The sequence below is a fragment of the Blastococcus sp. SYSU D00868 genome, assembly GCF_054050575.1.
In genome coordinates this window covers 179,712-204,869 of the sequence record NZ_JBJGZO010000002.1, presented here as the reverse complement: position 1 = coordinate 204,869, position 25,158 = coordinate 179,712, and the positions used below count along the sequence as shown (strand labels likewise).

Annotated in this window: 22 protein-coding genes; 10 read left to right on the top strand and 12 right to left on the bottom strand. The window is 76.4% G+C overall.

All coding sequences use genetic code 11. The annotated features are described in order from the left end of the window. Positions 1 to 29 precede the first annotated feature (29 nt). The 5 genes from ACI79F_RS02750 (at position 30) to ACI79F_RS02730 (ending at position 6,271) form a co-directional block, all read left to right on the top strand. Positions 30 to 1,157, top strand: coding sequence for a glycosyltransferase (locus tag ACI79F_RS02750; protein ID WP_456543417.1), 1,128 nt, complete (start codon positions 30 to 32; stop codon positions 1,155 to 1,157). Between the two features lie 372 nt (positions 1,158 to 1,529). Beyond that, the gene (locus ACI79F_RS02745) at positions 1,530 to 2,978 is read left to right on the top strand and encodes a nucleotide-binding protein (RefSeq protein ID WP_456543418.1); all 1,449 of its coding nucleotides are present in this window, start codon (positions 1,530 to 1,532) and stop codon (positions 2,976 to 2,978) included. 175 nt (positions 2,979 to 3,153) lie between these two features. Next, positions 3,154 to 4,473 carry a hypothetical protein gene (locus tag ACI79F_RS02740; protein ID WP_456543419.1) on the top strand — a complete coding sequence of 440 codons (1,320 nt, stop codon included), beginning with the start codon at positions 3,154 to 3,156 and terminating at the stop codon, positions 4,471 to 4,473. After that, complete coding sequence (locus tag ACI79F_RS02735; protein ID WP_456543420.1) at positions 4,470 to 5,672, top strand: DegT/DnrJ/EryC1/StrS family aminotransferase; 1,203 nt, start codon at positions 4,470 to 4,472, stop codon at positions 5,670 to 5,672. The genes ACI79F_RS02740 and ACI79F_RS02735 overlap by 4 nt, the downstream gene beginning before the upstream one ends. Continuing rightward, complete coding sequence (locus tag ACI79F_RS02730; protein WP_456543421.1) at positions 5,669 to 6,271, top strand: acetyltransferase; 603 nt, start codon at positions 5,669 to 5,671, stop codon at positions 6,269 to 6,271. Before ACI79F_RS02735 ends, ACI79F_RS02730 begins: the two co-directional genes overlap by 4 nt. On the opposite strand, the gene ACI79F_RS02725 is transcribed toward ACI79F_RS02730, so the two are convergent. Further along, a complete protein-coding gene (locus ACI79F_RS02725) occupies positions 6,245 to 7,294 on the bottom strand; it encodes an O-antigen ligase family protein (protein ID WP_456543422.1) in 1,050 nt (349 codons plus the stop codon). The genes ACI79F_RS02730 and ACI79F_RS02725 overlap by 27 nt on opposite strands. A 217-nt stretch (positions 7,295 to 7,511) precedes the next feature. On the opposite strand from ACI79F_RS02725, the gene ACI79F_RS02720 reads away from it, so the two are divergent. Both ACI79F_RS02720 and ACI79F_RS02715 read left to right on the top strand, forming a co-directional pair. Continuing rightward, positions 7,512 to 9,452, top strand: a complete 1,941-nt coding sequence (locus ACI79F_RS02720) for an ABC transporter ATP-binding protein (protein WP_456543423.1) — start codon at positions 7,512 to 7,514, stop codon at positions 9,450 to 9,452. Positions 9,453 to 9,528: 76 nt separating this feature from the next. Continuing rightward, positions 9,529 to 9,705 (top strand): hypothetical protein, encoded by a 177-nt coding sequence (locus ACI79F_RS02715; protein WP_456543424.1) that lies wholly within the window; start codon positions 9,529 to 9,531, stop codon positions 9,703 to 9,705. Positions 9,706 to 9,718: 13 nt separating this feature from the next. Here the strand turns inward: ACI79F_RS02715 and ACI79F_RS02710 are convergent, their stop codons facing one another. The 7 genes from ACI79F_RS02710 to ACI79F_RS02680 all read right to left on the bottom strand — a co-directional run bounded on the left by ACI79F_RS02710 (position 9,719) and on the right by ACI79F_RS02680 (position 16,417). Further along, entirely contained in the window at positions 9,719 to 11,455 is a 1,737-nt protein-coding gene (locus ACI79F_RS02710) for an asparagine synthase-related protein (protein WP_456543425.1), read from the bottom strand. Beyond that, the gene (locus ACI79F_RS02705) at positions 11,452 to 11,952 is read right to left on the bottom strand and encodes a lasso peptide biosynthesis B2 protein (RefSeq protein ID WP_456543426.1); all 501 of its coding nucleotides are present in this window, start codon (positions 11,950 to 11,952) and stop codon (positions 11,452 to 11,454) included. Before ACI79F_RS02705 ends, ACI79F_RS02710 begins: the two co-directional genes overlap by 4 nt. Then, complete coding sequence (locus ACI79F_RS02700) at positions 11,949 to 12,758, bottom strand: hypothetical protein (protein ID WP_456543427.1); 810 nt, start codon at positions 12,756 to 12,758, stop codon at positions 11,949 to 11,951. Before ACI79F_RS02700 ends, ACI79F_RS02705 begins: the two co-directional genes overlap by 4 nt. A 67-nt stretch (positions 12,759 to 12,825) precedes the next feature. Beyond that, a complete protein-coding gene (locus ACI79F_RS02695; RefSeq protein WP_456543428.1) occupies positions 12,826 to 13,113 on the bottom strand; it encodes a PqqD family protein in 288 nt (95 codons plus the stop codon). A gap of 123 nt (positions 13,114 to 13,236) precedes the next feature. Further along, positions 13,237 to 14,181, bottom strand: a complete 945-nt coding sequence (locus tag ACI79F_RS02690) for a hypothetical protein (protein WP_456543429.1) — start codon at positions 14,179 to 14,181, stop codon at positions 13,237 to 13,239. Continuing rightward, the gene (locus ACI79F_RS02685; RefSeq protein WP_456543430.1) at positions 14,178 to 15,146 is read right to left on the bottom strand and encodes an NAD-dependent epimerase/dehydratase family protein; all 969 of its coding nucleotides are present in this window, start codon (positions 15,144 to 15,146) and stop codon (positions 14,178 to 14,180) included. The genes ACI79F_RS02690 and ACI79F_RS02685 overlap by 4 nt, the downstream gene beginning before the upstream one ends. After that, complete coding sequence (locus tag ACI79F_RS02680) at positions 15,143 to 16,417, bottom strand: endonuclease/exonuclease/phosphatase family protein (RefSeq protein WP_456543431.1); 1,275 nt, start codon at positions 16,415 to 16,417, stop codon at positions 15,143 to 15,145. Before ACI79F_RS02680 ends, ACI79F_RS02685 begins: the two co-directional genes overlap by 4 nt. A gap of 334 nt (positions 16,418 to 16,751) precedes the next feature. On the opposite strand from ACI79F_RS02680, the gene ACI79F_RS02675 reads away from it, so the two are divergent. Next, positions 16,752 to 18,902 carry a DEAD/DEAH box helicase gene (locus ACI79F_RS02675; RefSeq protein WP_456543432.1) on the top strand — a complete coding sequence of 717 codons (2,151 nt, stop codon included), beginning with the start codon at positions 16,752 to 16,754 and terminating at the stop codon, positions 18,900 to 18,902. 7 nt (positions 18,903 to 18,909) lie between these two features. Here the strand turns inward: ACI79F_RS02675 and ACI79F_RS02670 are convergent, their stop codons facing one another. Beyond that, positions 18,910 to 20,142, bottom strand: coding sequence for an Nramp family divalent metal transporter (locus ACI79F_RS02670; protein ID WP_456543433.1), 1,233 nt, complete (start codon positions 20,140 to 20,142; stop codon positions 18,910 to 18,912). Between the two features lie 105 nt (positions 20,143 to 20,247). Beyond that, entirely contained in the window at positions 20,248 to 21,042 is a 795-nt protein-coding gene (locus ACI79F_RS02665) for a methyltransferase domain-containing protein (RefSeq protein ID WP_456543434.1), read from the bottom strand. A 148-nt stretch (positions 21,043 to 21,190) separates the two neighbouring features. Here ACI79F_RS02665 and ACI79F_RS02660 point away from each other — a divergent pair, with 148 nt between their 5' ends. Continuing rightward, the gene (locus ACI79F_RS02660) at positions 21,191 to 22,237 is read left to right on the top strand and encodes a patatin-like phospholipase family protein (RefSeq protein WP_456543435.1); all 1,047 of its coding nucleotides are present in this window, start codon (positions 21,191 to 21,193) and stop codon (positions 22,235 to 22,237) included. 20 nt (positions 22,238 to 22,257) lie between these two features. On the opposite strand, the gene ACI79F_RS02655 is transcribed toward ACI79F_RS02660, so the two are convergent. Together ACI79F_RS02655 and ACI79F_RS02650 are read right to left on the bottom strand one after the other, a co-directional pair. After that, a complete protein-coding gene (locus tag ACI79F_RS02655) occupies positions 22,258 to 23,247 on the bottom strand; it encodes a TauD/TfdA family dioxygenase (protein WP_456543436.1) in 990 nt (329 codons plus the stop codon). 98 nt (positions 23,248 to 23,345) lie between these two features. Beyond that, positions 23,346 to 24,632 (bottom strand): class I SAM-dependent methyltransferase, encoded by a 1,287-nt coding sequence (locus ACI79F_RS02650; protein ID WP_456543437.1) that lies wholly within the window; start codon positions 24,630 to 24,632, stop codon positions 23,346 to 23,348. A 183-nt stretch (positions 24,633 to 24,815) separates the two neighbouring features. Between ACI79F_RS02650 and ACI79F_RS02645 the strand changes: the two genes are divergently transcribed. Continuing rightward, positions 24,816 to 25,115 carry a hypothetical protein gene (locus tag ACI79F_RS02645; RefSeq protein WP_456543438.1) on the top strand — a complete coding sequence of 100 codons (300 nt, stop codon included), beginning with the start codon at positions 24,816 to 24,818 and terminating at the stop codon, positions 25,113 to 25,115. The last annotated feature ends 43 nt before the right edge of the window (positions 25,116 to 25,158 follow it).

The following is a 25,158-nucleotide window of genomic DNA, read 5'->3' as shown; positions in this document are numbered from 1 at the left end:
CCCGGTCGAGGTCCCGGGATCGTATCCGCGTGCTGTGGGCGATCAAGGGGCTCGGCGCCGGCGGCGCCGAGCGTCTGCTGGTGTCGCTGGCCAGGGTGGCCGACCGGCAGCAGTTCGAGTTCGAGGTCGCCTACGTGCTCCCGCACAAGACCGCCTTCGTGCCGATGCTGGCCGACGCGGGCGTGGTGAGCCACTGCCTGACCCCGGCCGCCCCTGCCAGGGCACTCGGGCGCCTGGCCTGGATCGGCGGGCTCCGTCGGCTCATGGCCGTCGGGGGGTACGACGTGGTGCACACCCACTCGCCGCTCGTGGCCGGGGTCGCCCGGCTCGTCCGGCTGACGATCCCCGCGCGCCGGAGGCCGGCTGCGGTCTCCACCGAGCACAACAGCTGGAGCTCCTACCGGCCGGGGACCCGCTGGCTCAACGCCGTCCTGCACCGGCGGGACTCCCTCCGCTTCGCCGTCTCGGCCGAGGTCCGCGACTCGATGTGGCGGCCCTGGCGGAAGGGGGTCGAGGTGCTGGCCCACGGGGTCGTCCTCGACGACTACGCGTCGGCCCGGTCCAGGCGCGAGGAGGTCCGGCGGCGGCTGGGCATCGCCCCGGGGACGGTCGTCGTCCTCACCGTGGCGAACCTGCGCCGGGAGAAGGGCTATCCCGAGCTCCTCGAGGCCGCGTCGACCATCCTCCGATCGGGGCGGGACGTCCTGTTCCTCGCGGCCGGGCAGGGGGCGCTGGCCGACGCGTTCCGGCGTCGCCACGGCGAGCTGCACCTGGGCGACCGCTTCCGCTTCCTGGGCCAGGTCGACGACGTGGCGGGGCTCCTGGCCGCGGCCGACGTCTTCACGCTGCCCTCGCGGTTCGAGGGCAAGCCGGTCGCCCTCATGGAGGCGCTGTGCGTGGGGCTGCCCGTCGTCGCCACGCGGGTCGGCGGGATCCCCGAGCAGGTGACGGACGGCGTCGAGGGGCTGCTGGTGCCGCCCGGGGACCCCGAAGCGCTGGTCGCCGCGCTCGTGGCGCTCATCGAGGACGGCGGCCTGCGGCGGCGCTTGGGTGCAGCGGCCCTCCGACGCGGCCGGGACTTCGACATCCGGAGGGCCGGGCGGCGACTCGAGCGGGGGTACGCCCGGGTGGCGGGGAGCCGGAGGGGCCCGGGCTGACCGGGAGGCCACGCTGATCCCCGCCGTCGCACGGGGAATGCGCGCGATCGCAGACGCTCCCCATTCCCCACATGGCGTTGCGTCACTCGGCCGTCTCAGAAATCTCCACTCGTACTCCTTTGTCCGCGCACGGTGACCACCCTTCTGCGGACCGTCACCGGACGCGACCGCACGTCGGGAATTTGCCATTACCGCGACCATTCCGTCGCGCCTCGAGAGTTTGCACATCGGCGCCGGAGGGGCTGACGCGGCTGGACAGGTGCCGTACGTTCCTGATTCGGAAAACCCGCCATTGCAGCCAGGGAACGCAGCGGGCCCGCCACGTCGCCTGCCGTGTGCTCAGCCTCAGCACGATCGGACGGTACCGAGGACATGGAATCCACCGATTACCTGAGGATCCTGCGGCGTCGATGGGCGGTCATCGTCGTGGCCGGCGTCCTGGGCGCGCTCGCCATGCTGGTGGTCTCCCCGTTCGACACCTCGGACCTCGGCGCGGACCGGTACCAGGCCACCGCGACCCTGGCCCAGGGACCGGAGGCGCCGCGGTCGCCGGCGTTCACCGCGTTGCTCGTGACGACGGGTCGGGTCCCCGAACAGGTCGCCGCTCGGCTGCGGCTGGAAGGCGATCCCGCCTCCGCGAGCGACCTCGTGGAGGTCGTGTGGGACGACGAGACGGGCGCGGTGACCGTCTCGGCCACGTCCAGCGATCCCGACGAGGCGGCGCGGATCGTCAACACGTTCGCCGAGGAGACGGTGACCGAGGTAGAGCGGAGGGCGGCACCGTTCCCAGCCTGGGTGGAGCTGCTGGGGCGCGGGAACCCGGTCCCAGCCGACGACGGCAGCGTGCTCGAGGGCCCCACGAGCCAGAGCGGCCGGCTCGTCCTGGGCATCGTCGTGGGACTCGTCCTCGGCGGCGCGCTGGCGCTGGTCCTCGAGCGCTTCGACACGAGCGTCCGCGACCGCATCGACGTCCAGCGTGCCTACCGCGTGCCGGTCCTGGCCGAGATCCCGCGGCTCTCCCGCGCCAAGCGCTCCGCTCACCACGTCATCGTCACGGCTCGGCCGTCCTCGGCCGTGGCCGACGCCTACCGGTCCCTCGCCTCGTCGGTGCTGCTCATCCCCAGCCGGATCCTCCGGCCGGCCGGCGCAGCGGAGGACCTGGCCGACGGGATGGTCGACCGGCCGCCGCCACAGGTCTTCCTCATCACCAGCGCCCGGTCCGGCGAGGGCAAGACCACGACGGCCGTCAACCTCGCGGCGGCCCTGGCCACGAGCGGTCGGCGGGTGCTCGTGCTCGACTGCGACCTCCGCCGTCCCGAGGCACACGCGTTCCTCGACGTGCCCAACGGCCCGGGGCTGTCCGACCTCATCCACGCCGAGGCGGACGAGCACCACCTGCCGGCGCTCGTCCGGCCCACAGCCGTCGAGGGCGTCCGACTCGTCACCGCGGGCACCATGACCGACGAGCCGCCTGCGCTGCCGACCAGGGTCGCGGGGCTCCTGGCCGACGCCCGGGAGCTGGCCGACGTGGTCATCGTGGACAGCTCGCCGATGCTCGTCGGCAACGAGGCCATGGACCTCATGCCCTACGTCGACACCGTGCTGCTGGCCTGCCGGAGCGGTCGGCTGACCCACGACCAGGCCGAGCGCACCGCCGACCTCCTCGCGCGCCTGCGCGCCCCGGTCGTCGGCGCGGCGTTCATCGGGAGCCGGTCGGCCGCCATCGACTCGAACCCGTTCGGCGTCCACCGCGGCTCCGACGGCAACTCCGAGCGCCGGCGCAGCGGCGGGACGTCGGTCCGGGCGGGCGTGGGCCGGTGAGTCCTGGCCGCGAGCCGGCGACCCGGCGGGACAGGAATACCCGCCCACTCGGTCATCGTCCGGCCCGGAACGCCTCGTGACGAGTCGGGGCCGACGCACGTCGTCGTGGTCGCCCGGGGGGCGGCTCCACGCGGCGCGGTCCCTCGGCAGGGTCGCGGGGAGAGCGGCGGGCCTGGTGGCGATCGGGGCGTACGTCGGCGTGCTCGCGCTGGGGATGGAGCGGACCAGCTACGACGTCTGGGGCGCGATGGTCGTCGCCCCCGGCCTCTTGCTGATCAGCTGGCCGCTGCTCGCTGCCGCTTTCCGCCGGGAGGACGACGGTTGGGTGCGCCGGCTCATCGGCATCGCCTTCGCGCTCAAGGTCCTCGGGGCCCTCGCGCGCTGGGCCGTGGCGTTCGTCCTCTACGACGGAACGGCCGACGCGTCGAGTTACGACGCCCGAGGTGCCGAGATCGCCGAGCAGTTCCGGTCCGGGATCTTCGGCGTCGACCTGGGCATGGAGGTGGTCGGCACCGGCTTCCTCATCATCTTGACCGGAGTCGTCTACACGGCGATCGGACCGACGTTGCTCGGTGGCTACCTGTTCTTCGCCTGGCTGGGCTTCTGGGGCCTCTACTTCCTGTACCGGGCGTTCTGCATCGCCGTCCCGGGCGGCCACCACCGGCGCTACGCACTGCTGGTGTTCCTGTTCCCCTCGATGGTCTTCTGGTCGTCGGGGATGGGGAAGGAAGCGTTCCTGACCTTCTGCATCGGGCTCGCGACCCTGGGAGCCGCGCGCCTGCTGACCGGAACGCGTGGGGCGGCCCTGCCGCTGGCGCTGGGGTTGCTCGGCTCCGCGATGGTGCGGCCACACATGACCGCGATCGCCTTCGTCGCCGTGGTCGCGGGCTTCCTGTTCCGCCGGGACCTCCACCGCACCGCGCTCACCCCACTGGCGCGGACGGTCACCCTGGTCGTACTGGTGGTCGCCGGCGTCGCGATCGCCGGACAGGCCCAGGAGTTCCTCGGGGTGGAGGACGTCTCCCTCCAGTCCGTGGACGAGGTGCGGAGCGAGACGGAGCGCAACGCCAACGCCGACGGCGCCGGGTCGGACTTCGAGCCCCAGGTGGTGAACTCGCCGGCAGACTTCCCCGCCGCCGCCCTGACGGTGCTGTTCCGACCGTTCCCCTGGGAGGCCGGGAACCTCCAGGCCCTGGCCGCCGCCGCGGAGGGGCTGGTGCTGCTGGGTCTCGTCGTCGCGTCGTGGCGGCGCCTGCAGATGGTCTGGCGGTTCCGCCGGGGCCGGCCCTACGTCGTCCTCTGCCTGGCCTACCTGCTGCTGTTCGTCTACGCCTTCTCGACCTTCGGCAACTTCGGCCTGCTCGCCCGGCAGCGCTCGCTGGTCTACCCGTTCCTGATGGCGCTGGTGTGCCTGCCGACGGTCGCGGAGCTGCGCCGGCGCTCCCGTCCCCGCACCCCTCGCCCCCCACCTGCTCGAGAGGCGTCGCTGCGATGACCCCAGCCCCACCCGCCGCCGTGGGCGGCACCCCGGCCTTCCCCGACGGCCTCCCGCTGGTCCGCCCCACGATCCCGGACGTCCCGGCACTGACCCGCCGGCTCGGGGACGTGCTGGCGAGCGGGATGCTGACCAACGGGCCCCTGGTCCGCGAACTCGAGGAGCGCGTCGCCGAGCGGTGCGGCGTCCCGCACGTGGTCGCCGTCGCCAGCTGCACGACCGGGCTGATGCTGACGTACCAGGCCCTCGGCGTCACCGGGCGCGTGCTCATGCCGAGCTTCACCTTCGCCGCCAGCGCGCACGCGGTGGTGTGGGCCGGCGCCGAGCCGCTGTTCGCCGAGGTGGACGCCGACACGATGACACTCGACCCCGCGGCCGCCGTGGGCCTCGTCGGCGACGCCGCCGCGATCTCGGCCACCCACGTCTACGGCCGGCCCTGCGAGGTGGAGGCGCTGGAGGAGCTGGCCGGCCGCGCCGGGCTGCCGCTGGTGTACGACGCCGCGCACGCCCTGGGCAGCCGGCGGCGCGGCCGGCCGGTCGGCGGGTTCGGGACGGCGGAGGTCTTCAGCCTCAGCCCGACGAAGGTCGCGGTCGCCGGCGAGGGCGGGCTGGTCACGACGCACGACGCCGCGCTCGCCGAGGCGGTCCGCCTCGGGCGGGACTACGGCAACCCCGGCGACTACGACTGCCGGTTCCCCGGGTTGAACGCGCGGATGTCGGAGCTGCACGCCGCCGTGGCCCTCGCCTCGCTGGACGGCCTCGACGAGCGGATCGCCCACCGCAACGATCTCGTGGCGACCTTCCGGGCGGCCACCGCCGGCCTGCCCGGCCTCTCCTTCCAGCAGGTCGACGACAGGGACGTCTCGACCTACAAGGACCTCACCCTCGTCGTCGACCCGGAGCGGTTCGGCCTCGACGCCGCGTCGCTGGGCCGGGCGCTGCGGCTGGAGGGCGCCGACACCCGGCGCTACTACTGGCCGCCGATCCACCGGCAGCAGGCGTACGCGTCCGTGCCCCTCGGGCGGGAGCTGCCGATCACCGACCGGCTCGCCGCGCGCGTGCTCACACCACCGCTCTACTCGCACATGACGACCGACCAGGTCGAACGGCTGGCGGACGCCGTGGTGCGCATCCAGGCACATGCCGGGGACCCGCGGCTGGATGCGGCCGTGCGACAGCCGGCCGCGATCGCGTCGTGACCCTCTACGTGGTCGGTGCCGGCGGTCTGGGACGCGAGACCCTGGACGCCGCGATGGCGTGCGGCGTCCCGGTCACGGCCTTCCTCGACGACGCGCTCGCCGGCCGGACGGTGCGCGGGTTGCCGGTGCTCGCCCCGGACGACGCCGAGCGGTGCGCGTCGTACGTCGTCGGCATCGCCGACCCGGCGGCCCGGTCCAAGCTGACCGGACAGCTGGACGGCCGGGGGCTGCACCCGCTCACACTCGTGCACCCCCGGGCGGTGATCGCCCCGGACACCACGCTCGCGCACGGCTGCCTCGTGCTCGCCAACGCGCACGTCTCCAGCAGCGTCGCGCTGGGCTCCCACTCCCAGGTCCACTACAACGCGACGGTCGGCCACGACGCCGTCCTCGGCGACCGGGTGACCGTCTACCCCGGCGCCAACGTCTCCGGCTCGGTGACGTTGGCCGAGGACGTGACCGTCGGCAGCAACGCCGTCGTCCTCCAGGGCCGGACCGTCGGACCGGGTGCCTTCGTCGGCGCCGGCGCCGTGGTCACCCGCGACGTCCCACCCGGCGCGGTCGTCGTGGGGTCACCCGCCCGTCCGCTCCCGCGGTGATCCTGGCGGCGCCCCCACGGTGGCACGCGCCGTGGCCGCCCCCGTGCCGACCCCGAGCACGAGCGCGGCCGTCATGACCACGACCGGGAAGTCGAGCACGTAGTCCACGGACGCCTGCACGGCGAGGGACGCCATCGCGGTGGCGGCCAGGACCCCGGCGCCGACCGACCGCCCCGCGGTCAGCAGCGGCCGGGCAACGGCCCAGAGGAGCAGTCCGAGGAGGGCGGCCGCGCCCGGCCACCCGGTCTCCGCCGCCATCTGCAGGGTCGCGGAGTGCGCCTGGCGCGTGTCGGGGTCACTGCGGGCGGTGGGGCTGGCCGTCGGGAAGGTGTACGGCCCGGCGCCGGTCACCGGGTGCCGCGCCGCGATGACCACGGCGTCGCTCCACAGGTCGAGCCGCCGCTCGCTCAGTGCGGCGCCCGCGACCTCGTGGACGGGGGAGAGCGGGTCGGGCGGCCGGTGCGTCGCCGCCAGCCCGACGACCGCGAGCTGGGTCACCAGGACCAGCCCCACCCCGGCGAGGAGGACCGTGCGCCTGGCCGGCCGTCCCACCGTGAGGGTGCCGGCGAGGACGGCCAGCACGGCCAGGGCGCTCACGAGGCCGGCCACGGAGCCGGTCAGCCCGGTGACGAGCACGAGGGCCACCACGAGCAGCACCGCGCCCGTCTGCCACCGGTCACCCGCCGCCGTGACCGCCGCGATCGCCGCCAGGCCGGCCAGGAGCGCGTACAGCGCCGCATCGGCGTTCCCGTAGCCCAGGGGCGGAGCCACCGCGCTCCCCGACAGCGCTGCCGGGCTGACGGCGACCACGAGCGCTGTCGCGCCCACGGCCACGCCGACCACGAGCGGCACCGCCGGCGCCAGCACCCGGCCGGCCACGTACAGCAGCACGGCGGCGGCGAGCGTCGCGAGCGCCGGCCACGGCTCTCCGGCGCCCTCGACCTGCGCGGAGAGCGTGACCGAGCCGGCGAGCAGGAGCGCCAGCCCGGCCCCGACGGCATCGGCGAGTCGCGACCTGATCACCGGGACGGCTCCACCGGCGCCACCGCAGCCATGCCTGCCTCCAGGGACCGGGGAGGCCCACGGTATTGACGTCCGCCCTGGTCCGACAGGGACGAGGCGCTCCTGATCAGGCGGTCCCAGCGGCAGGGGTCGCGCCCCTCCGGCGTGGAACACTCCGCTGACAGCCGGGACGACCGCTTCCCGTGGCCAGGCCCGGTGCGCCCCCGAGAGGTGGAGCATGGTCGACCAGGGACAGGCGGCGGCACCGGGACGGCGCCGCCGCGGATCCGCGCGCGACCTGCCGGGGCTGCTGAGGGCGGCCGCCCGGCTCACGTGGACGGCGAGCCCGGGCCGCCTCCTCGTCCTCCTCGCCGTGCAGCTGTTCAGCTCCTTCTCGTTCTACGTCCAGGTCCTGCTGATCGACCAGGTCCTGTCGGCCGTGCTCGACATCGGCCGGACCGGGGGATCCGTCGGTCCGGCAGTCCTCCCCGTCGTGCTGCTCGGCCTCTTCACGGCAGCGATGACGATCGCGACGGCCCTCGCCAACCTGCAGCAGCGGATGCTGGGGGAGCTGGTCTCACGGGAGGTCTGGCGCCGGCTGCTCGACGTCTCCCAGGCCGTCGACCTCGAGTCCTACGAGGACCCCGACTTCTACGACCAGGCCCAGCGGGCCCAGACCAACGCGGCGCAGCAGACCCGCCTGGTCGTCCAGGGGCTGCTCCTGGTCGTGGGCGGCTCGCTGGGCGTGGTCGCGGGAGCGGTCGCGGTGCTCACGCTCGCCCCGTCCCTCCTGCCGCTCCTCCTGCTGTCGGGCGTGCCGCTCCTGCTGACCTCCCGCACCGCCGGGCGGCACGAGTTCGACTTCGCGGTGGCGCAGTCGGCGAGGCTGCGCGTGCGGGCCTACCTGCAGACCGTGCTGACCCGGCGGGAGGAGGCCGAGGAGGTCCGGGCCTTCGCGCTGCCCGCGGCCCTGCGGCGGCGATGGGAGGCCCACTCCGCCGACTACCTCGCCGCCCTCGGGCGCCACCTGCGCCGCCGGCGCAGGCTCGCGCTGCTGGGCACCACGGTGTCGGCCGTGCTGACCGTCGGCACCCTGCTGCTCGCCCTCCTGCTGGTGGACCGCGGCCTCCTCGACCCCGCCTCGGCGGGGGCCGCCCTGATCGCGATCCGGCTGCTCGGCACCCGGGTCAGCGGAACCGTGACGGGGGCCGGCACGGTCTTCGAGTCGGCGCTCTTCCTCCGCGACCTGGCCGCCTTCCTGGAGCGGCTGCCGGCCCGGGACCGGGGCCGGGCGCGACCGGCCGCCCCCGACCGGTTCGACCGGATCGTCGTCTCCGGCGTCACGTTCCGGTACCCGCGAGCCGCGCGGCCCGCCCTGGACGGCGTCACCGTCGAGCTGGGGGAGGGCGAGGTCGTCGCTCTCGTCGGGGAGAACGGCAGCGGCAAGACGACACTCGCCAAGCTGCTGGCCGGCCTCTACGAACCCGAGGCCGGTGCCGTGTCCTGGGACGGTGTGGACCTCCGGACACTGGACCCGGAGAGCGTCCGCCGGCGGATCGCCGTCGTCTTCCAGGACTTCGTGCGCTACAAGCTCAGCGCCCGGGACAACATCGGCGTCGGGCGCGTCGACGAGGCCGACGAGGAGGCGGTGCGGGCGGCGGCGCGGCAGGCCGGTGCCGACGGGTTCCTCTCGGCACTGCCGGCGGGCTACGACACGCCGCTGAGCAAGGAGTACGTGGGCGGGACGGACCTGTCCCTGGGGCAGTGGCAGCGAGTGGCCCTCGCGCGCGCCTTCGTGCGCGACGCCCCGCTCGTCATCCTCGACGAACCGGCCGCCGCGCTGGACGCGCGTGCCGAGCACGAGCTGTTCGAGCGCATCCGCCGGCTGTTCGCGGGCAGGACCGTGCTGGTGATCTCCCACCGTCTGTCGACCGTCCGCACCGCCGACCGCATCTACGTGCTGTCCGGCGGGCGGGTCGTCGAGCACGGTGACCACACGTCGCTCATGGCGGCGCACGGGCTCTACGCCGACCTCTTCGAGCTGCAGGCACGGGCGTATCTGGACGCCGGCGACGCGGTGCCGACGGCGGGGCAGCCGCCGCCGGACGGAGACGAGGCCGTGACGGCGGGTCATTCCACGCCGTCCCCGGCCTCCCGCTCGGGCGGCCGCACGCCGTAGCGCCTACCGCCGGTCCGCGGTGACCCGGTTCGATGACCCGTCGCGTCGTCTCCCAGACACCCGGGAGGAGGACACCATGGAGTACACGACACCGCAGTTCCGGGACCTCGGGTCCCTGTCGTACCTGACGCTGGGGCAGAACGGCAGCAGCCCCGACGGCGGAAGCCACGACAACCAGAACAACAACGGGCCGCCGAGCGACAACAACGGCGGGCAGGGAGTGGGCAACCCCAACGGCACCGGGCGCCCCTGAATCGGTGGCTGCGTCAGGCCTCGGCCTGACGCAGCCAGCGATCGGTCTCCACGGCGCGTGCGAGGGGCAGGGCCGCCGAGGGCCGCTTCTCGCGCGCGCCGTGCACGACGTCCTGGAAGTGCTCCAGGTCGAGCCAGCCCCGGGCGACCAGCGGCCCCGTCGTGACGCGCCGCAGGACGTCGTGGGTGAGGGCCTGCGGCCAGAACACCTCCGAGAACTCGGCTTTGGTCCGCCGTTCCCGCACGGGCCGGGGCAGGCGGTCGCCGAACGCGGCCACCTGGAGCGCCCGGAGCTGCCCATCCCGGAGCGGCAACTCGGGATCCAGCCCGTAGAGCCCCTCGATCACGCGCGGATCCAGGAGCGGATGGCTGTTCCGGTGCGCCGTGAGCCCGGTGACCAGCGCCCGCAGCTCGAGGAGGAAGGCCGTGTGGCCGGTCGTCAGGTTGACGGCGCGCTGGTCGACGGCCGCCACGCCCGTCACGCGTGGCGGCCGGGTGAACAGCTCCGCCAGGCCGTGCTCGTGGACCGCGCGCTCGGTGACGTAGCGCGGCGGCCTCGGGCGTCCGCGGGGTGAGAGCCGGGCCAGCGTCGGCCGCCAGGTCCGGCGCCACGATCCCCGCGGATCGCGCCACGAGTCCTGCAGCAGGGGACGGAGCACGTCCCACCGGCGCTGCTGCGCGGCGCTCACCACCCTGCTGGCGGGGGACATCGGGCGGAAGACGTCGTCCCCACCCAGCCCGGTCAGCGACCGGGCGCGCCCGGCCCCGGTCAGGGCCCGCTGCAGCGAGACGAACATGGTGAAGTTCGCGTCGGGGACGGGACGGCGCCACCGGGCGGTCAGGGCGTCGAGCTCGTCCTGTCCCGGGACCCACGGCGCCACCGACACGTCCGCCAGCCCCCAGTGGTCGATGACGGCCTGCGAGAACCCGCGCTCGTCCGCGGTGCGCCCCTCGAAGAGCAGCCGTCCCACCAGCGGCGGGGAGCCGAGCCCGACCATCGCCCCGACCACACTCGAGGAGTCCAGCCCGCCGCTGAGCTCGGCGCCGACCGGATCCGGGACGCGGAGGCGGCAGCGCACCGCCTCGTCCACCAGCTCCCGGCACCGGTGCACCGCCTCCTCCCAGGAGAGCCGGGGGCGGAGGGGGATCCGCCAGGTGTGGTGCCGCCGCACGGCGCTCGCGCCGGCGGTGGACGACCACGTGCACCCCGGCGCCAGCGTGGTGATGCCGCGGTGCAGCGTCGGCCCCTGACTGCGGGAGACGAACGCCAGGTAGGCGAGCGCCGCCGCCTCGTCCACGGCCGTGTCGACCCAGGGGAGAGCGCACAGCGTCGCCTCGTCCCCCGCTCCTGAGTGCCGGCGCCCGCAGGAGGCCTGGTACCAGGGCCGGACGCCCACGGGGTCACGGCAGACGAGCAGGCGGCGCCGCGCGCGGTCGAGGACCACGGCCACGAAGTCCCCGAGCAGGCCGACCGCCACGTCCGCGCCGAGCTTGCGGTAGCGCTCCAGCAGGAGCGCCGCCTGGGAGCGCTCCGCGTCGAACAGGTCGTGCAGGTGCCCGTCGAGCACCACGAGGACCGTGCCGTCGTCCCGGCTGCTCACGAAGCGGTCACGGGTGTCCCAGCCGACCGCGAGGTCACCGTGCTCGACCCAGCCGACCTCCCCGCGCTCGATGCGGCGGGTGAGGAGACGCCGCAGGTCGGCCACGGCCTCGAGCCCCGTGGCCACGGCCGCGGTCGGGGTCGGGGTCACGAGAACCTCGGCATCAGCCGCTCCACCTCGCCCGCCCCGAGCTCGCTGTAGGTGCCGACCAGAGCCGGGTCGTCGTTCACGACCTCGCCGGCCACCTGCACCCACGCGTGCGCCTCGATGCCGCCCGCGCCGGGGCGCACCCCGATGTGCAGCACCGCCCCCCGCCCGGTGCGGTGCAGCTCCCGCAGCAGGGTCAGCGACCGCCGCAGGCAGGTCGGGGCCACCGGCAGGACCGCGAGGCCGGCGTCCACCGCAGCGGCCACCCGCCGGGCGTCGCCGGGATCGGCCTGCGGCAGGTCCGACCGGTCCCGGAGCAGCGGGCGCACCCCCTGCCGTTCCAGCACGGCGGCGACGAGCGCGCCGTCGACCACCGCGCGGAGGGCACTGACGCGCTCCCGGCTCTGCAGCGCGGCGGCGAGGTCGGTGAGTGCCGCCCGGGTCACCGGCCGGCGCGCGACGTGGCGGACGGCGCGCCCGAGGAGCCGCGGCCGGGTCACGCCGTGACCTCCCGGCGGAGCAGCCGCTCGGCGTCCGCCAGACCGGACCGCCCCCGCGGGACCTCGAGCCGGCCGACGCCGACGGACTCCGCCACCCGCCCCAGTCGGTCCACCACGCTCCGGAGCACCGGCCCCCGGCCCAGGTGGGCGGCGAGGGTGCAGCCGAAGAGGGCGGCGTGGGCGTCCACCCCGGCCAGCGCGGTGTAGCGGGCGGGCCGCCCACCGGGGAGGCGCTCCAGCGCGACGGCCCGCACCAACCGGACCGGCCCCGCCAGGAGGGGACGGCCGGTGCCGACGGTCCGCAGCCGTCGCTTGCCGACCGACGCCGCGCCCTGGTCCGCGGGGATCCCGAGCAGGGCGGCGGCCTCGGCGGTCAGCCGGACGGTCGGGCAGGTGGGCTCGACCTCGACGCGGTCCGCGTGGAGCCGCAGGACCGCGCCGTCGTCCCCGCCGAGGGTCCACCCCCGCTGCCAGGCGTACGCCGACAGCGTCGACTTCCCGGCGCCGGACGCGCCCAGGAGGACGGCGGCCCGGTCGCCCAGCGCGACGACGGCGGCGTGCAGGACGAGCTCCCCCCGGCGGGCCAGCAGGAGCGGCCGCAGGTGGTCCAGCAGGAGGTGGGCCTCCAGGTCGGGCGGGAGGGTCCGGTCGACGGTGACGGTCCCGTCGTCGGCCGCCTCGAGGGCCGCGAGGCCGGGGAAGTCGACCACCAGCCGGCCGGGCAGCGACCAGACCCGCCGCCACACCGCCCCGTCCGGCGCGCGTGCCTCGGCCGCCGCGGCCGTCGGCAGGGTCACAGGGGCCACGCCCCGCACCCGCAGCCGGCCGGGGGCCGCCGCTCCGGCCGTCCCGGTCACCGGACCGGCGACCCGATCACGGAGCGGTCCGCCGGAGGAGGCCGGCGGCCAGGAGCTCGTCCACCAGGTGCTGGACGTCCCGGCGCAGCACCTCCGGGGCGACCTCGTAGTCGCGGCACAGCTCGGCCAGCGCGTCGTCGTGCGGCAGCCGGGTGAGCCGGCCGACGATGTCGGCGGCGATCCGGTCGAGGCCGTAGTAGTGCTCCCGCGCGAGGTCGAGGAGGACCAGTTCCCCGGAGACCTCCCGGGTGAGGACGGTCTCCGGGAAGGCGAAGGACGGCGCTGCGGCGCCGCTCGTTACCACGTCGGCCGTGCCGGAGGCGTCGCGCGGTGGCGCATGCCGGGCAACGTACTCGCCGGGACACGGGTGACACAGGCCCAGCGGCCCGGGAACCGGGCCCGGCGACCGGTCCGGACCCACGGCGCCTCACAGCGCCTCGAGCGCCTCGACGACCCGGGCCGGCACGGTCGGGTCGAACGGCGGGCCCCAGGGCAGGTCCACCGCGGCGACCGGGACGATCTCCGCGAGGTCACCGGCGAGGGCGAACTGCCGGGCGGAGGTCGGGCCGTCGGACCAGCCGACCACGCGCGGGCACCGCAGCAGCGCGAGCATCCTCCCGACGGCGGGCAGCGGCTCGAGTGCGACCCCGCCGCCCCGGTGCATCGGGCGGGGGACGAGGCACGCGCGCAGGGGCAGGGTCGCCGCGGCGGTCACGGGGAGGCCGACCGCGATCCGGCCGTCGCCCGTGGTCGCTGCCCTCACGCCCTCGGCCAGCGAGGCCGCGCGCTCCCGCAGCCGGAGCCCCAGCCCGCCGCGATGGGCGACCGCGCCTCCCCGACCGCGGGGATCGACCCGCAGCACGTCGTCGGTGACGAGGGGGTGACCGGCCCGGCCGAAGAGGGCGGCCACGGTCGACTTGCCCGCCCCGGCGCCGCCGACGAACGCGACCGCCGCGCCCTGCACCTCGACCGCGCTGGCGTGCAGGACGAGCCGGCCGTGCAGCAGCAGGTGCACGCTCACCACCGCGCCCGCCACCAGGACGGCGACGAGGTCGTCGTCGACACCCGGCTCGTGGTCGACCAGCACCCGGCGCACCTGCTGGTCGGCCCGCATGCGGCAGATGCCCGGCCACCGCAGATCGACCCCGCCGGGGGTCCTCGTGAAGGAGGAGAACACCCGTCCTCCGGGGTCGCGGGTCTCGGCGAGCCGGGTGCTGCCCGCCTCGTCCGCATCGGGGACGGTGCGGTCCTCGCCGCGGACGACGACGAGGTCCGGCGGCGCCGTGCCCGGAGCGGGGAGCATCGGCAGGGGGTAGTCGGACCGGATGGTCAGGCCGTGGGCGCGGTACAGCTCCGGAGAGGCAGGCCTCACGCGGGCGTTCCCGCGCCGGCGTGCGGCCGGCCGAGCGAGCGTTGCTCCTCGAACCAGTCCACCGTCCTCGCCAGGCCGACGCGGAGGGGGACCGGTGAGCGGCCGGGGAACAGCGCGGCCAGGCGGGTGCCGTCGGCCTGCGAGTGCGGTACGTCGCCCGGGCGGGGAGGCCGGTGCTCGACCTCCAGCTCCCGCCCCAGGACCTCGCCGAGCAGGGCGATCGTCTGCCGGAGCGTGACCCGGGTGCCGAACGCCAGGTTCACCGGCTCGGTCGCCGTGACCCGCGACAGGACCGCCGCGCAGAGGACGCCCGCGACGCTCTCCACGTAGGTGAAGTCGCGGCTCTGCGTCCCGTCGCCGTGCAGCGGGAGCGGCCGGCCCGAGAGCGCGGCGTCGATGAACGCGGGGACGACCGCGGCGTACGCGTGCCCTGCCGCCTGGAGCGGACCGAACACGTTGAAGAAGCGGAACGCCAGCACGTCGAGGGAGAAGCAGGCGGCATGGGCCAGCGCATAGCTCTCCGCGGCCAGCTTGCTCGCCGCGTAGGGGCTCATCGGCTCGCAGCGCAGGCCCTCGTGCTTCGGCAGGGCCGGGTTGCGGCCGTACACCGACGACGAGGAGGCCAGCACGACGTGGACGCCTCCGGCACGGCGAGCGGCCTCGAGGACCTCGAGCGTGCCCGTGGCGTTCACGGCGTGGCTGGTCATCGGGTCGGCGATGGACCTCGGTACCGACGGCACCGCCGCGAGGTGCACGATCGACGACGACCCGGCCACGACCTCCCGGAGGAGGTCGCGGTCCAGGATGCTCCCCTCCACCAAGGTGGCCCCGACGCCCTCGAGGTTGGCGCGGGAGCCGGTCGACAGGTCGTCGAGCACGAGCGTCTCGACTCCGCGCTGCTCCGCGAGCACGCGGCAGAGGTTGGCCCCGATGAACCCGGCGCCTCCGGTGACGACGACCTTCATGACCACCTCCGGCTCGGGCGGCCCACAGTAGGGGCCCGGACCGGCGGCGCGGCAGCCCCGCGCGCTCCTCCCCGCCGGGTCCCGACGGGCCGCCGGCGCCCGGCGCGCGGGCCGCCGCGTGGTGCCGGGACGGCGAGCCGGGCGACCACGCCGGCGTGGTCGGAGCTCCACAGCGGCGGCGGGGCGGACCGGAACGGCCGGTCGGCGGTGCGCGCCACCCAGCGCACCGCCAGCGCCCCGTCGGCGAGCACCAGGTCCACCCGCGCCGCCTCCTGGGGGACCGGGTCGGCCAGCGACGGCGACCGGCAGCACGTCGGGCCGGGGTCGGCCGGGCGCACCGCCGTCCACGCGTCCCGCAGCCGCGCCGTCAGCACCCCGTAGGTGGCCGGCGCCGGAGCGCCGGGCGGGGCGTTGAAGTCGCCGAGCGCGATCACCGGGTGGGGGCTGTCGGCGAGCAGCGCCACCAGCTCGGCCGCCTGCGCCTCCTGGGTGGTGCCGGTGACCGGGTCGCCCACCTCCAGGTGGGTGCCGACGATCCGCAGCGTCGTCCCCGGGCCGGCCCGGTAGTCGACGGAGGTCCAGCCGCGGGTGGAGGCCACGAGCGGCCCGGTCGCGAACGGCTCGGCGAACTGCGCGGCGTAGTGGCCGTCGCGCGCGTCGCCGGCCCGGTCGGCCACGTCGGCGCGCACGAGCAGGACGTCGCGGTCGGTGAGCCGCACGTCGACCGGGCCCGCGGCCGGGTCCAGCCGCGGGAACTCGACGTCGGCGTTGGCCGAGGTGGCCACCGGGGTGTAGGGGACGCCGCGGGCGCGCAGCGCGTCCCGGAGCACCGCCAGGGAGTCCAGGGCGACGTCGCCGGCGTCGGGCTCCGGCCGGGCCAGGACGTCGCCGGGGATCTCCTCCCGCCACAGCGACGCCTCCTGCAGGGCCAGGACGTCGGGCCGGATCCGCGCGAGCTCGTCGGCCAGCGCCGCCGCCCGTGCGGGCAGGTCGGCGGCGAGCACGTCGGCCCACGCGCGGGTCCCGGCGGCCACCAGCTCCGCCTCCGACGCCGCCCCGAAGACCGCGGCCAGCGGCGCCCCGACGTACAGGTTCTGGGTCATGACGGTGACCTCCGCGACGCCGCCGGCGCCGTCCCCGCCGGTGGCCGCGGTCATGGCGGCGGTCGCGGCGGCGGTCGTGGCGGCCACGCCGGGCACCAGCGCGGCCAGCAGCACCTCGACGGCGAGCAGCGACCGCGCGCGCAGCCGGCGGGCTCGGTCCGACGTCATGGCGACCTCCGGGTTCCCCCGTCAGTGTCGGCGCGCGGAGCGGGAATCCCCTCGGCCCGCGTGCGTTTGACATGATCGGGGCACGACCCCGGGGTCGGGGGCCGGTCGGCCGACGACGATCCCCGCCCTGCCGAGGTCGCCCAGCACATCTGCCGGCGGCTCCCCGTTCCCGCCCGCGGGACCTGCCGCAGCACGCGGCGCCGGTCCCCGGGAGCGGCAGGCCGGCCAGCGCCCGGAGCACCGGGCGCGCCCACCGGGGCGTCCGCGCCCCGTCCGGAGGCCCGTGCGGCATGCTCGCCGCCGCCGGGCCGCCGGGCACCCAGAGGAGGAACTCGTGGCTCGACCAGGCCAGCGCTCGACGGGCGCTCGCCGCTCCGCCCCGCGGCACCAACGGCGCGCCCGCCCCACCGGCGACGTCGTCGCCGTGCTGGCGCGCACCGCCCGGGAGGTGGAGGCGGCGGCCCAGCGCGGCCGGGTGACGCCCGCCGTCCGGGCGAAGTTCCAGGCCGTGGCGCTGCTGCTGCGCGAGGAGCGCGCCCGCGTCCGCGCGGCGGCCGGCGGCGACGGCGCCCGCGACGAGCAGCTCAAGCGCCTGGACGGCGTCGCGACCGTGCTCGCCACCACCGCGGTCCGCGACGCCCGGCTGCTGGCGCTGCTGGCCGACGACGCCGTCGTCTCCGCGGAGGCCCGGTCGCTCAGCCGCGAGCTCCTCGAGGCCGCCGGCATCACCCCGGCCGTCGAGGAGGCCCCGGCGGCGGAGGTCCCCGCCGCGCCCGTCGCCCCCGAGAAGCGGGTCGTGCCGCAGTCGGTGATCTCCCGCCAGCTGGCCAACCCGTTCCTCGCCCCCGACTTCTCCGCCGCGCCCGCGCCGGTGGCCCGCCCGCGCCGGCTGGCCGGCTGGGAGCTGCTCGGCCCGCTGCTCAGCTCGTTCGAGCGCGCCGGCAGCGGCGACTCCGCCTGCCTGGCGCTGCCCTTCCCGACGAGCCGCTTCACGCCGCCGGGCCTGGAGCTCATGCCGCACCAGGGGCAGACGGTCGCCGCGGCCGCCGCCGGCCACCGCACGTTCCTGCTCGCCGACGAGCCCGGGCTGGGGAAGACGGCGCAGGCCCTGCTGTCCGCCGAGGCGGCCGACGCCTACCCGCTGCTCGTCGTCGTGCCCAACGTGGTGAAGACCAACTGGGCGCGCGAGGCCGGCCGCTGGACGCCGCAGCGCCCGGTCACCGTCGTGCAGGGCAACGGGGACACCGTGGACGGCTTCGCCGACATCGTCGTCGTCAACTACGAGGTGCTCGACCGGCACGTGGGCTGGCTGGGCGACTTCGGCTTCCGCGGCATGGTCGTCGACGAGGCGCACTTCATCAAGAACACGTCGTCCCAGCGCTCGCAGCACGTGCTCGAGCTGTCCGAGCGGATCCGGTCGCGCACCCCGCGGCCTCTGCTGATGGCGCTCACCGGCACCCCGCTGATCAACGACATCGACGACTTCCGGGCGATCTGGCGGTTCCTCGGCTGGATCGACGAGTCCAAGCCGCTGGGTGAGCTGATGGAGGCGCTGGAGGCCACCGGCCTGACGCCGGCCGACCCCGGCTTCTACGCCGCCGCCCGCCGCAGCGTGATCGACCTGGGCATCGTCCGGCGCCGCAAGGTGGACGTGGCCGCCGACATCCCCGCCCGCCGCATCGCCGACCTCCCGGTCGAGCTCGACGGCGCCGCCGGGCGGTCGATCCGGGCGGCCGAGCGGGAGCTCGCGCGCCGGATGGTGGCTCGCTACGAGAGTGCGCTGGCGGCCCGGTCCGGCGACGGCGGGGTCGAGGGGATCGACCGCGAGCTGGTCCGCCGGGTGGCGCGGACGGAGCTGAAGGACGCGACCACGACCGCCGGCGAGAACGTGTTCACGATGATGCGCCGCATCGGCCAGGCGAAGGCCGGCCTCGCCGCGGACTACGCCGCGCAGCTGGCGCGCAGCGCCGGCAAGGTCGTGTTCTTCGCCAAGCACGTCGACGTCATGGACGCCGCGGAGGAGACCTTCACCCGCCAGGGCGTGCGCTTCTCCTCGATCCGCGGGGACCAGACCCCCGCGGTGCGGCAGCGGAACATCGACGCGTTCGTGAACGACCCGGACGTCGCCGTCGTCGTCTGCTCGCTGACCGCCGCCGGCGTGGGGCTCAACCTGCAGGTCGCCTCCAACATCGTGCTGGCCGAGCTCTCCTGGACCGACGCGGAGCAGACCCAGGCCATCGACCGCAGCCACCGCATCGGCCAGACCGAGCCGGTCACCGCCTGGCGGATCATCGCCGCGCAGACCATCGACGCCCGCATCGCCGAGCTGATCGACAGCAAGGCGGGGCTGGCCGCGCGGGCGCTGGACGGCTCGGACGAGGAGGTCGTCTCCTCGGCGGACGTGCAGCTGGAGGCGCTGGTCGCGCTCCTGACCGACGCCCTGTCCGCCGCCGACCCGGTGGCCGGGGCGCCGGCCGGCGCCTGACCTGGTCTCAGGTCAGCAGCAGGACCAGCAGGACGGCATCCAGGGTCAGGATCACCGCGGCGACCACGACGGCGACCGCGGTCGTCCGGGGCCGGTTGACCAGCTCGCCCATCAGGTCCCGGCGCCGGGTGAGCAGCAGCAGGGGGACCAGCGCGAACGGGATGCCGAAGGACAGCACCACCTGGGACACGACCAGCGCCCAGGTCACGTCGGCGCCCAGCGCCAGCACGACCAGGGCGGGCAGCATCGTGAGCGCCCGGCGCAGGAACAGGGGGATCCGGCGCTCCAGGAACCCCTCCATGATCACCTGGCCGGCGTAGGTGCCCACGCTCGAGGAGGCCAGGCCCGACGCGAGCAGCGCCAGCGCGAACACCATCGCGGCCGTGCTGAGCGTGCCGAAGCCCTCGTAGGCGCCGCGGAGGGTGTCGTCGCCGAGCGAGGTGCCGGCGAACAGCGCCGCCGCGACCAGCAGCATCGCCACGTTCACCAGCCCGGCCAGGCTCATGGCCGTGGTGACGTCGACGCGTTGCGCGCGCAGCGCCCGCCGCTTCAGGGCGACCGTCGTGGCCGCCCGGCTCTCGGTGGTCTCGGTAACCAGCGCCGAGTGCAGGTAGATGGCGTGCGGCATGACCGTGGCGCCGAGGATGCCCGCGGCCAGGAGCAGGCTGCCCTGGTCGTCCAGGCCGGGCACGAGCCCGCCGGCCGCGGCGGGCACGTCGATGTCGGCCTCGAGGACGAGCACGAGGAACGCGAAGGCGATCATCACGAAGTAGGCGGCGACGGCGTGGATGTAGCGGCGGTCCTCGGGGGCCTGGACCGCCACCAGCAGGAACGCCCACGCGCCGGTGATCAGCCCGCCGGCGAACAGGTCCGTGCCGAAGAGCAGGTTGAGCGCGAGCGCGCCGCCGACGATCTCGGCGAGGTCGGTCGCCATGGCCACGAGCTCGGCCTGCACCCACAGCCCCCGCACGACCGGGCGGGGGTAGTGCCGCCGGCACAGCTGCGGCAGGGACATCCCGGTGGCCAGCCCGAGCTTGGCCGACAGGTCCTGGACGAACATCGCCATCAGGTTGGCCAGGACGATGACCCACAGCAGCAGGTAGCCGTACTCGGCGCCGGCGGAGAAGTTCGTCGCGAAGTTGCCGGGGTCCACGTAGGCGATCGCCGCGACGAAGGCGGGGCCGACGAGCGCGACGCGGCGCCGGCGCGCGGCCCGGTCCCGCCAGCGCTGCTGCAGCACGATGCACCTCCCCGGTTCCCCGGTGTGCATGGTGCGGAGCGGGACGCCGCCGGCCCAACCCCCAAAGCGAGGGTCAGCCGGGCGGGGGACCCGGCCGCCGGCCGGTCAGCGGCGGCGGCCGACGGCCACGAAGAACGGCGCGAAGGTGGTCGGGCGCACCGGGGCGGTGTCGCTGCGCTCGAAGGCCGCCGCCCAGCGGCGGACGTCGTCGTCGGTCGCCAGGCCGTCGGCGCGCAGGGCGTCGCGGGCCGCCCACGACGGGGGACGGACGTCGGGCGGCAGCGCGCCGATCAGGTAGCGGCCCTCGTGCAGCTCCACCCGGAGGCCGGCGGCCTCGAGCAGCTGGCGCAGCCGGAGCCCGATCCGGAGGTCGTTGCCGCGCCGGCGGTGCAGCTCGGCGTACCGCTCGTCCAGGTCGGCCAGCTCCGGGTCGAGGTCGATGACCCGCAGCGCGGTCGCGTCGACGTCGACGAGGTAGACGGCCCCGCCCGGGCGGACGAGCGAGGCGAGGTGGTCGACGATCGCCTGCTCCCGGCCGCCGTTGTGGGCCAGGACGTGCCGCATCAGGGCGACGTCCACCGAGCCCGGCGCGAGCCCGCTGTCGGTGCCGGTGCCCTCGCGCAGCTCCACGTTGCGGGCGCCGGAGCCGGCGACGAGCTGCCGCGCGGCCGCCCGCGCCGCCGGGTCGGGTTCCACGCCGACGACCCGGCCGGCCGGCCCGACCACCTCGGCCACGAGGACGGCGATCGCGGCTGGGCCGCACCCCACGTCGGCCACGGTGGCGCCGGGCACGATGCCGGCGGCGCGCCAGAAGGCGGCCTCCTCGGTCCGTGCCCGGTCGGCCATCATCCGGTACCGCCGGATCTCCTCCGGGGTGACGGCGAGCGCGTAGTCGGTCATGGGCCCTCCCTCCGGGGATCGTGGGCCGGGCGCGGCGGCCGCGGCTCACCCGCCGGGGAGGAGTCCCGCGCCCCGGTGCCCCCGTCCGTGGGCCGGCTCGTCTGCGACGGGTGACGCGCGCCGCCCCCGACCCGGCCAGCCTGGGTCCATGCGCACAGCCGCCCAGGACGGGCTCCGGAGGACCGCTGTCGAGGACGCCGGCCGGGCGGGGGACCGGCCGCCGCGCCGCGGCCTGGTGATCGGCGCCGGGGGCGCGGTCGGCGGCGCCTGGGCCCTGGGGGTCCTCCGGGCGCTGGAGGCCTCCGGGAGCTGGACGCCGTCGTCGTGCGAGGTGGTCGTCGGGACGTCGGCGGGCTCGGTGCTCGCCGCGCTCATCGGCTCCCGGGTGGCCCCGGAGGTGATGGTGCAGACGCTGACCGGCGCCTCCCGGCCCGGCGGCGACGGCATCGCGCCGGACGGCGTGCCCGACCACGTGCACCGGGCGCTCACCGGCATCCCGCGGCCGCTCCCGCTGCCGGGCAACCTGCGGCTGGCCGCGCGGGCCCTGGCCCGGCCGGGGCGCCGGTCGGTCCGGACCGCCGCCGCGGCGCTGGCCCCCCGCGGCCGGGGCGACCTCACCCCCGTCGGGACGCTGGTCTCCGGCTTCTGCGGCGACCCCGGCTGGCCGGTCGCCCCGCGCACCTGGCTGGTCGCGATGGACTTCGACTCCGGCCGGCGGGTCGTGTTCGGCGCGGAGGGGGAGCCGGTGGCGTCGGTCGCCGAGGCGGCGACGGCCTCCTGCTCGGTGCCGGGCCTGTTCCCGCCGGTGGTCATCGGCGGCCGCCGCTACGTCGACGGGGGCGCCGTCTCGGTGTCCAACGCCGACCTCCTGGTCGCCGAGCACCTCGACGAGGTCGTGGTCGTGGCCCCCATGGCGACGGCGCAGCCCGATCCCCGCCGGTCCGCCGCGGCCCTGCTCGACGCCCGGGTGCGCCACCACCTGACCGCGCGGCTGCGGTGGGAGGTGGCGCGGCTCGCGGCGGACGGGACCGCGGTCCGCGTGTTCGCCCCGACCGGGGAGGACCTCGTGGCGATGGGCACCAGCCCGTTCGACGCCTCGCGGCGGTGGACGGTGTACGAGACCGCGGTGCGCACCACGACCGCGGTGCTGGCGGCCGGCGACGCCGGCGCGCGGGTGCGCGGCGGCGCCGCCTGACCGCCCCCGGGGCGGGCGGGTCAGCTGTAGCGGGCGGGCACGATCCGCCCGCCGGCCGGGCGGGCGGCGTGGGAGCGGAACAGGTCGCGGACGACGAACGAGCGGACGACGAAGCGCTGGGTGCCGTCGTAGGTCGGCCGGAAGGCCGACCGGCCGTGGATGGCCCGGTGGTTGTCCAGCAGCAGCAGGTCACCCGGCTCGAGCACGTGGCTGCGGCGGTGCGCGCAGTAGAGGTCGATGACCTCCTCCAGCAGGGCCTGCGCCTCCGGGGTGGTGCCGCGCTGGAGGTCCTGGTCGAACAGGAAGGTGGGGTCCTCGGCGGGGCCGGCGAGGACGGGGAAGGGCCCGCGGACGTCGCCCTCGACGAACGCGTCGCCGCGCAGCCGGAAGCTCTGGTCCACGGCGAAGGTCCACAGCGGCCGGCGCAGCAGCTCCTCCTGCGCGGCGGACAGGTGCGGCAGCAGGTCGGTGGCCGGGAAGACGTAGGTCGCCGCCGCCGGGTCGCCGCGCAGGCACATCAGGGAGACGACGTCGGGGCCCAGCGCGCTGAAGCTCTGCTCGGTGTGCGCCTCGAGCACCACCCGGGAGCTCTGCGAGGTCTGGGTGTCGGCCATCGCGGGGGAGGGGACCATGTCCTGGAACAGCCGGCCGCCCGCCTCGGCCTCGTAGCCGATCATGTGCCCCAGGCAGCTGTTGACCACGGCCTGCACGCGGGCCGCCTCGGTGGTCGCCCCGACGTGGGAGCCGTTGTCGGCCGGGGTGGGGGGCACGTCCCGGACCGGGAGGCCGCGCAGCACCAGGATGCCGCTCGCGCTGCCGTACAGGTCGAAGCAGTGCAGCACCTCCCAGAGCGACTCGGGCACGCGCCGGGCGGCCCGCGCGGCCTGGGCGGTGAAGCCGGCCGGGTCGGCGCCGGGGTCGGCGGTCACGCCGGCCGCCAGCTCCAGCAGTGTCGCGATCTCGGTGGTGCTCAGGTCGTGGCTGTCGGGGGCGACCGTGCGGCCGGTCATCCGTTCCTCCGGGTCTGCTCCTCGGACCGATCCCGGAACGGTAACCGCCCGCGGACGGCGGGGCGACGACTCCGCGCGCGGCCGTGTCGCGGCGGTGGTCAGACCCAGGCCGTGCGCCGCAGCGGCGGGGGCGCCCCACCGGGCCGCTGCACGAGCACCTGGTTCACGCCCGTCGTGCCCGCCTCGAAGGCGAGCGCGCAGCCGGCCAGGTAGAGGCGCCACACCCGCGCCCGGCCCTCGCCGCCGGCGGCCACGGCGGCGTCCCACTGCTGCTCCAGGCGGCCGACCCACGCCCGCAGGGTGAGCCCGTAGTGCCGGCGCAGCGCCTCCACGTCGAGCACCTCCAGGCCCGCGGACTCCAGCGCCGCCACGGTCTCCGACAGCGGCAGCAGCTCGCCGTCGGGGAACACGTACCGGGTGATGAAGGTGTCGCCGTCCGCCCCGGTGTCGCCGCCGGCGTTCCAGGAGATGGCGTGGTTGAGCAGCCGGCCGCCGGGCGCCAGCAGGCCGGACAGGTGGGCGGCGTAGCCGGGCAGCTGCGCGCGACCGACGTGCTCGGCCATGCCGATCGACGCGATCGCGTCGAACGGGCCGTCGGTGACGTCGCGGTAGTCCTGCAACCGGATGTCCACCCGGCCGGCCAGCCCGGCCGCGGCGACCCGCTCGCGGGCCAGCGCGGCCTGCTGCGCGGACAGGGTGATCCCGACGACGTCCGCCCCGCACCGCTGCGCGGCGTGCAGCGCCAGGCTGCCCCACCCGCAGCCGACGTCCAGCAGCCGCGCGCCCGGCCGGAGGCCGAGCTTGCGGCAGACCAGGTCGAGCTTGGCCTCCTGCGCGGCGTCCAGCCCGGTGTGCTCGTCGTCCCAGACGGCGCAGGAGTAGACCATCGAGGGGCCCAGCACCAGCGCGTGGAAGTCGTTGCCGACGTCGTAGTGGGCGGAGACGGCGGCGGCGTCCCGGCGGCGGGTGTGCCGCCGCCCGTGCCGGGCCAGGTCGATCTCCTCCGGCGGCGGGGGCGGCGGCGGGCCGACCGCGCCCAGCCGGACGGCGACCCGCAGCAGTTCCAGCCGGTCGCGCACGGAGGGGCCCGCGGTGCTGCCGGGCACGCGCAGCCGGCCGACCCCGCCCAGCGCCGCGAGGGGGGCGAGGACGTCCCCCTCGACGTCGAGGTCCCCAGCCACGTAGGCGCGCGCCAGGCCCAGCTGGCCGGGCGCCCACGCCAGCCGGCGCAGGGCGCGCCGCGAGCGGACCACGACGACCGGCGCGCCGGCGGGCCCGGCCTCGCTGCCGTCCCACGCGCGCACGCGGACCGGGACCTCCGCGGTGCCGAGGACGAGGCCGAGCGCGCGGACCAGCCGCGCCGCGGTGGAGCCGGTCCTCGTCATGTCGGCTCTCCTCCGCCGGGCCCGGGGGGCGCGCCGGCCGCGCCCGCCGACGCATCCTGCCCGGTCAGCGGCGTGTCGAGGAGTACGTGCCGCGCGCGGGGGCCCGGTCCTGCCGGGGCCCGGCCGCGCGGGCCAGGCCGGCCCTCCGCGGATCGGCCGGATCCGGACCGCCGGGAGGCGCGCATGTCCCAGCACCACGGCCCGTCGGCCGGCGCGGCGGAGGGCAGCGTCGCGACCACCGGCAGCAGCGCCGTGGTCGGCAGCGCCGCCAGGGCGTCGAGCACCGGCGTCGTGGGCAGCGCCGCGACGGCGGCCTCGGCCCGCGTCGCCGGCAGCGCGGCCACCGTGGCGAGCGCCGGCGTCGCGACGAGCGCCGGCGTGGCCGGCAGCAGCGGGGTGGTGGCCGCGGCCGGCGCTGGGCCGCGGTCCCTCGGGACAGGAGGGGACCTCCGGCCGTATCAGCCGCTCCGGCGGCGCTCCTAGCGTCGGCGCCGCAGTCCGTGCGCCCCCGGACTGCGGGGGCGCG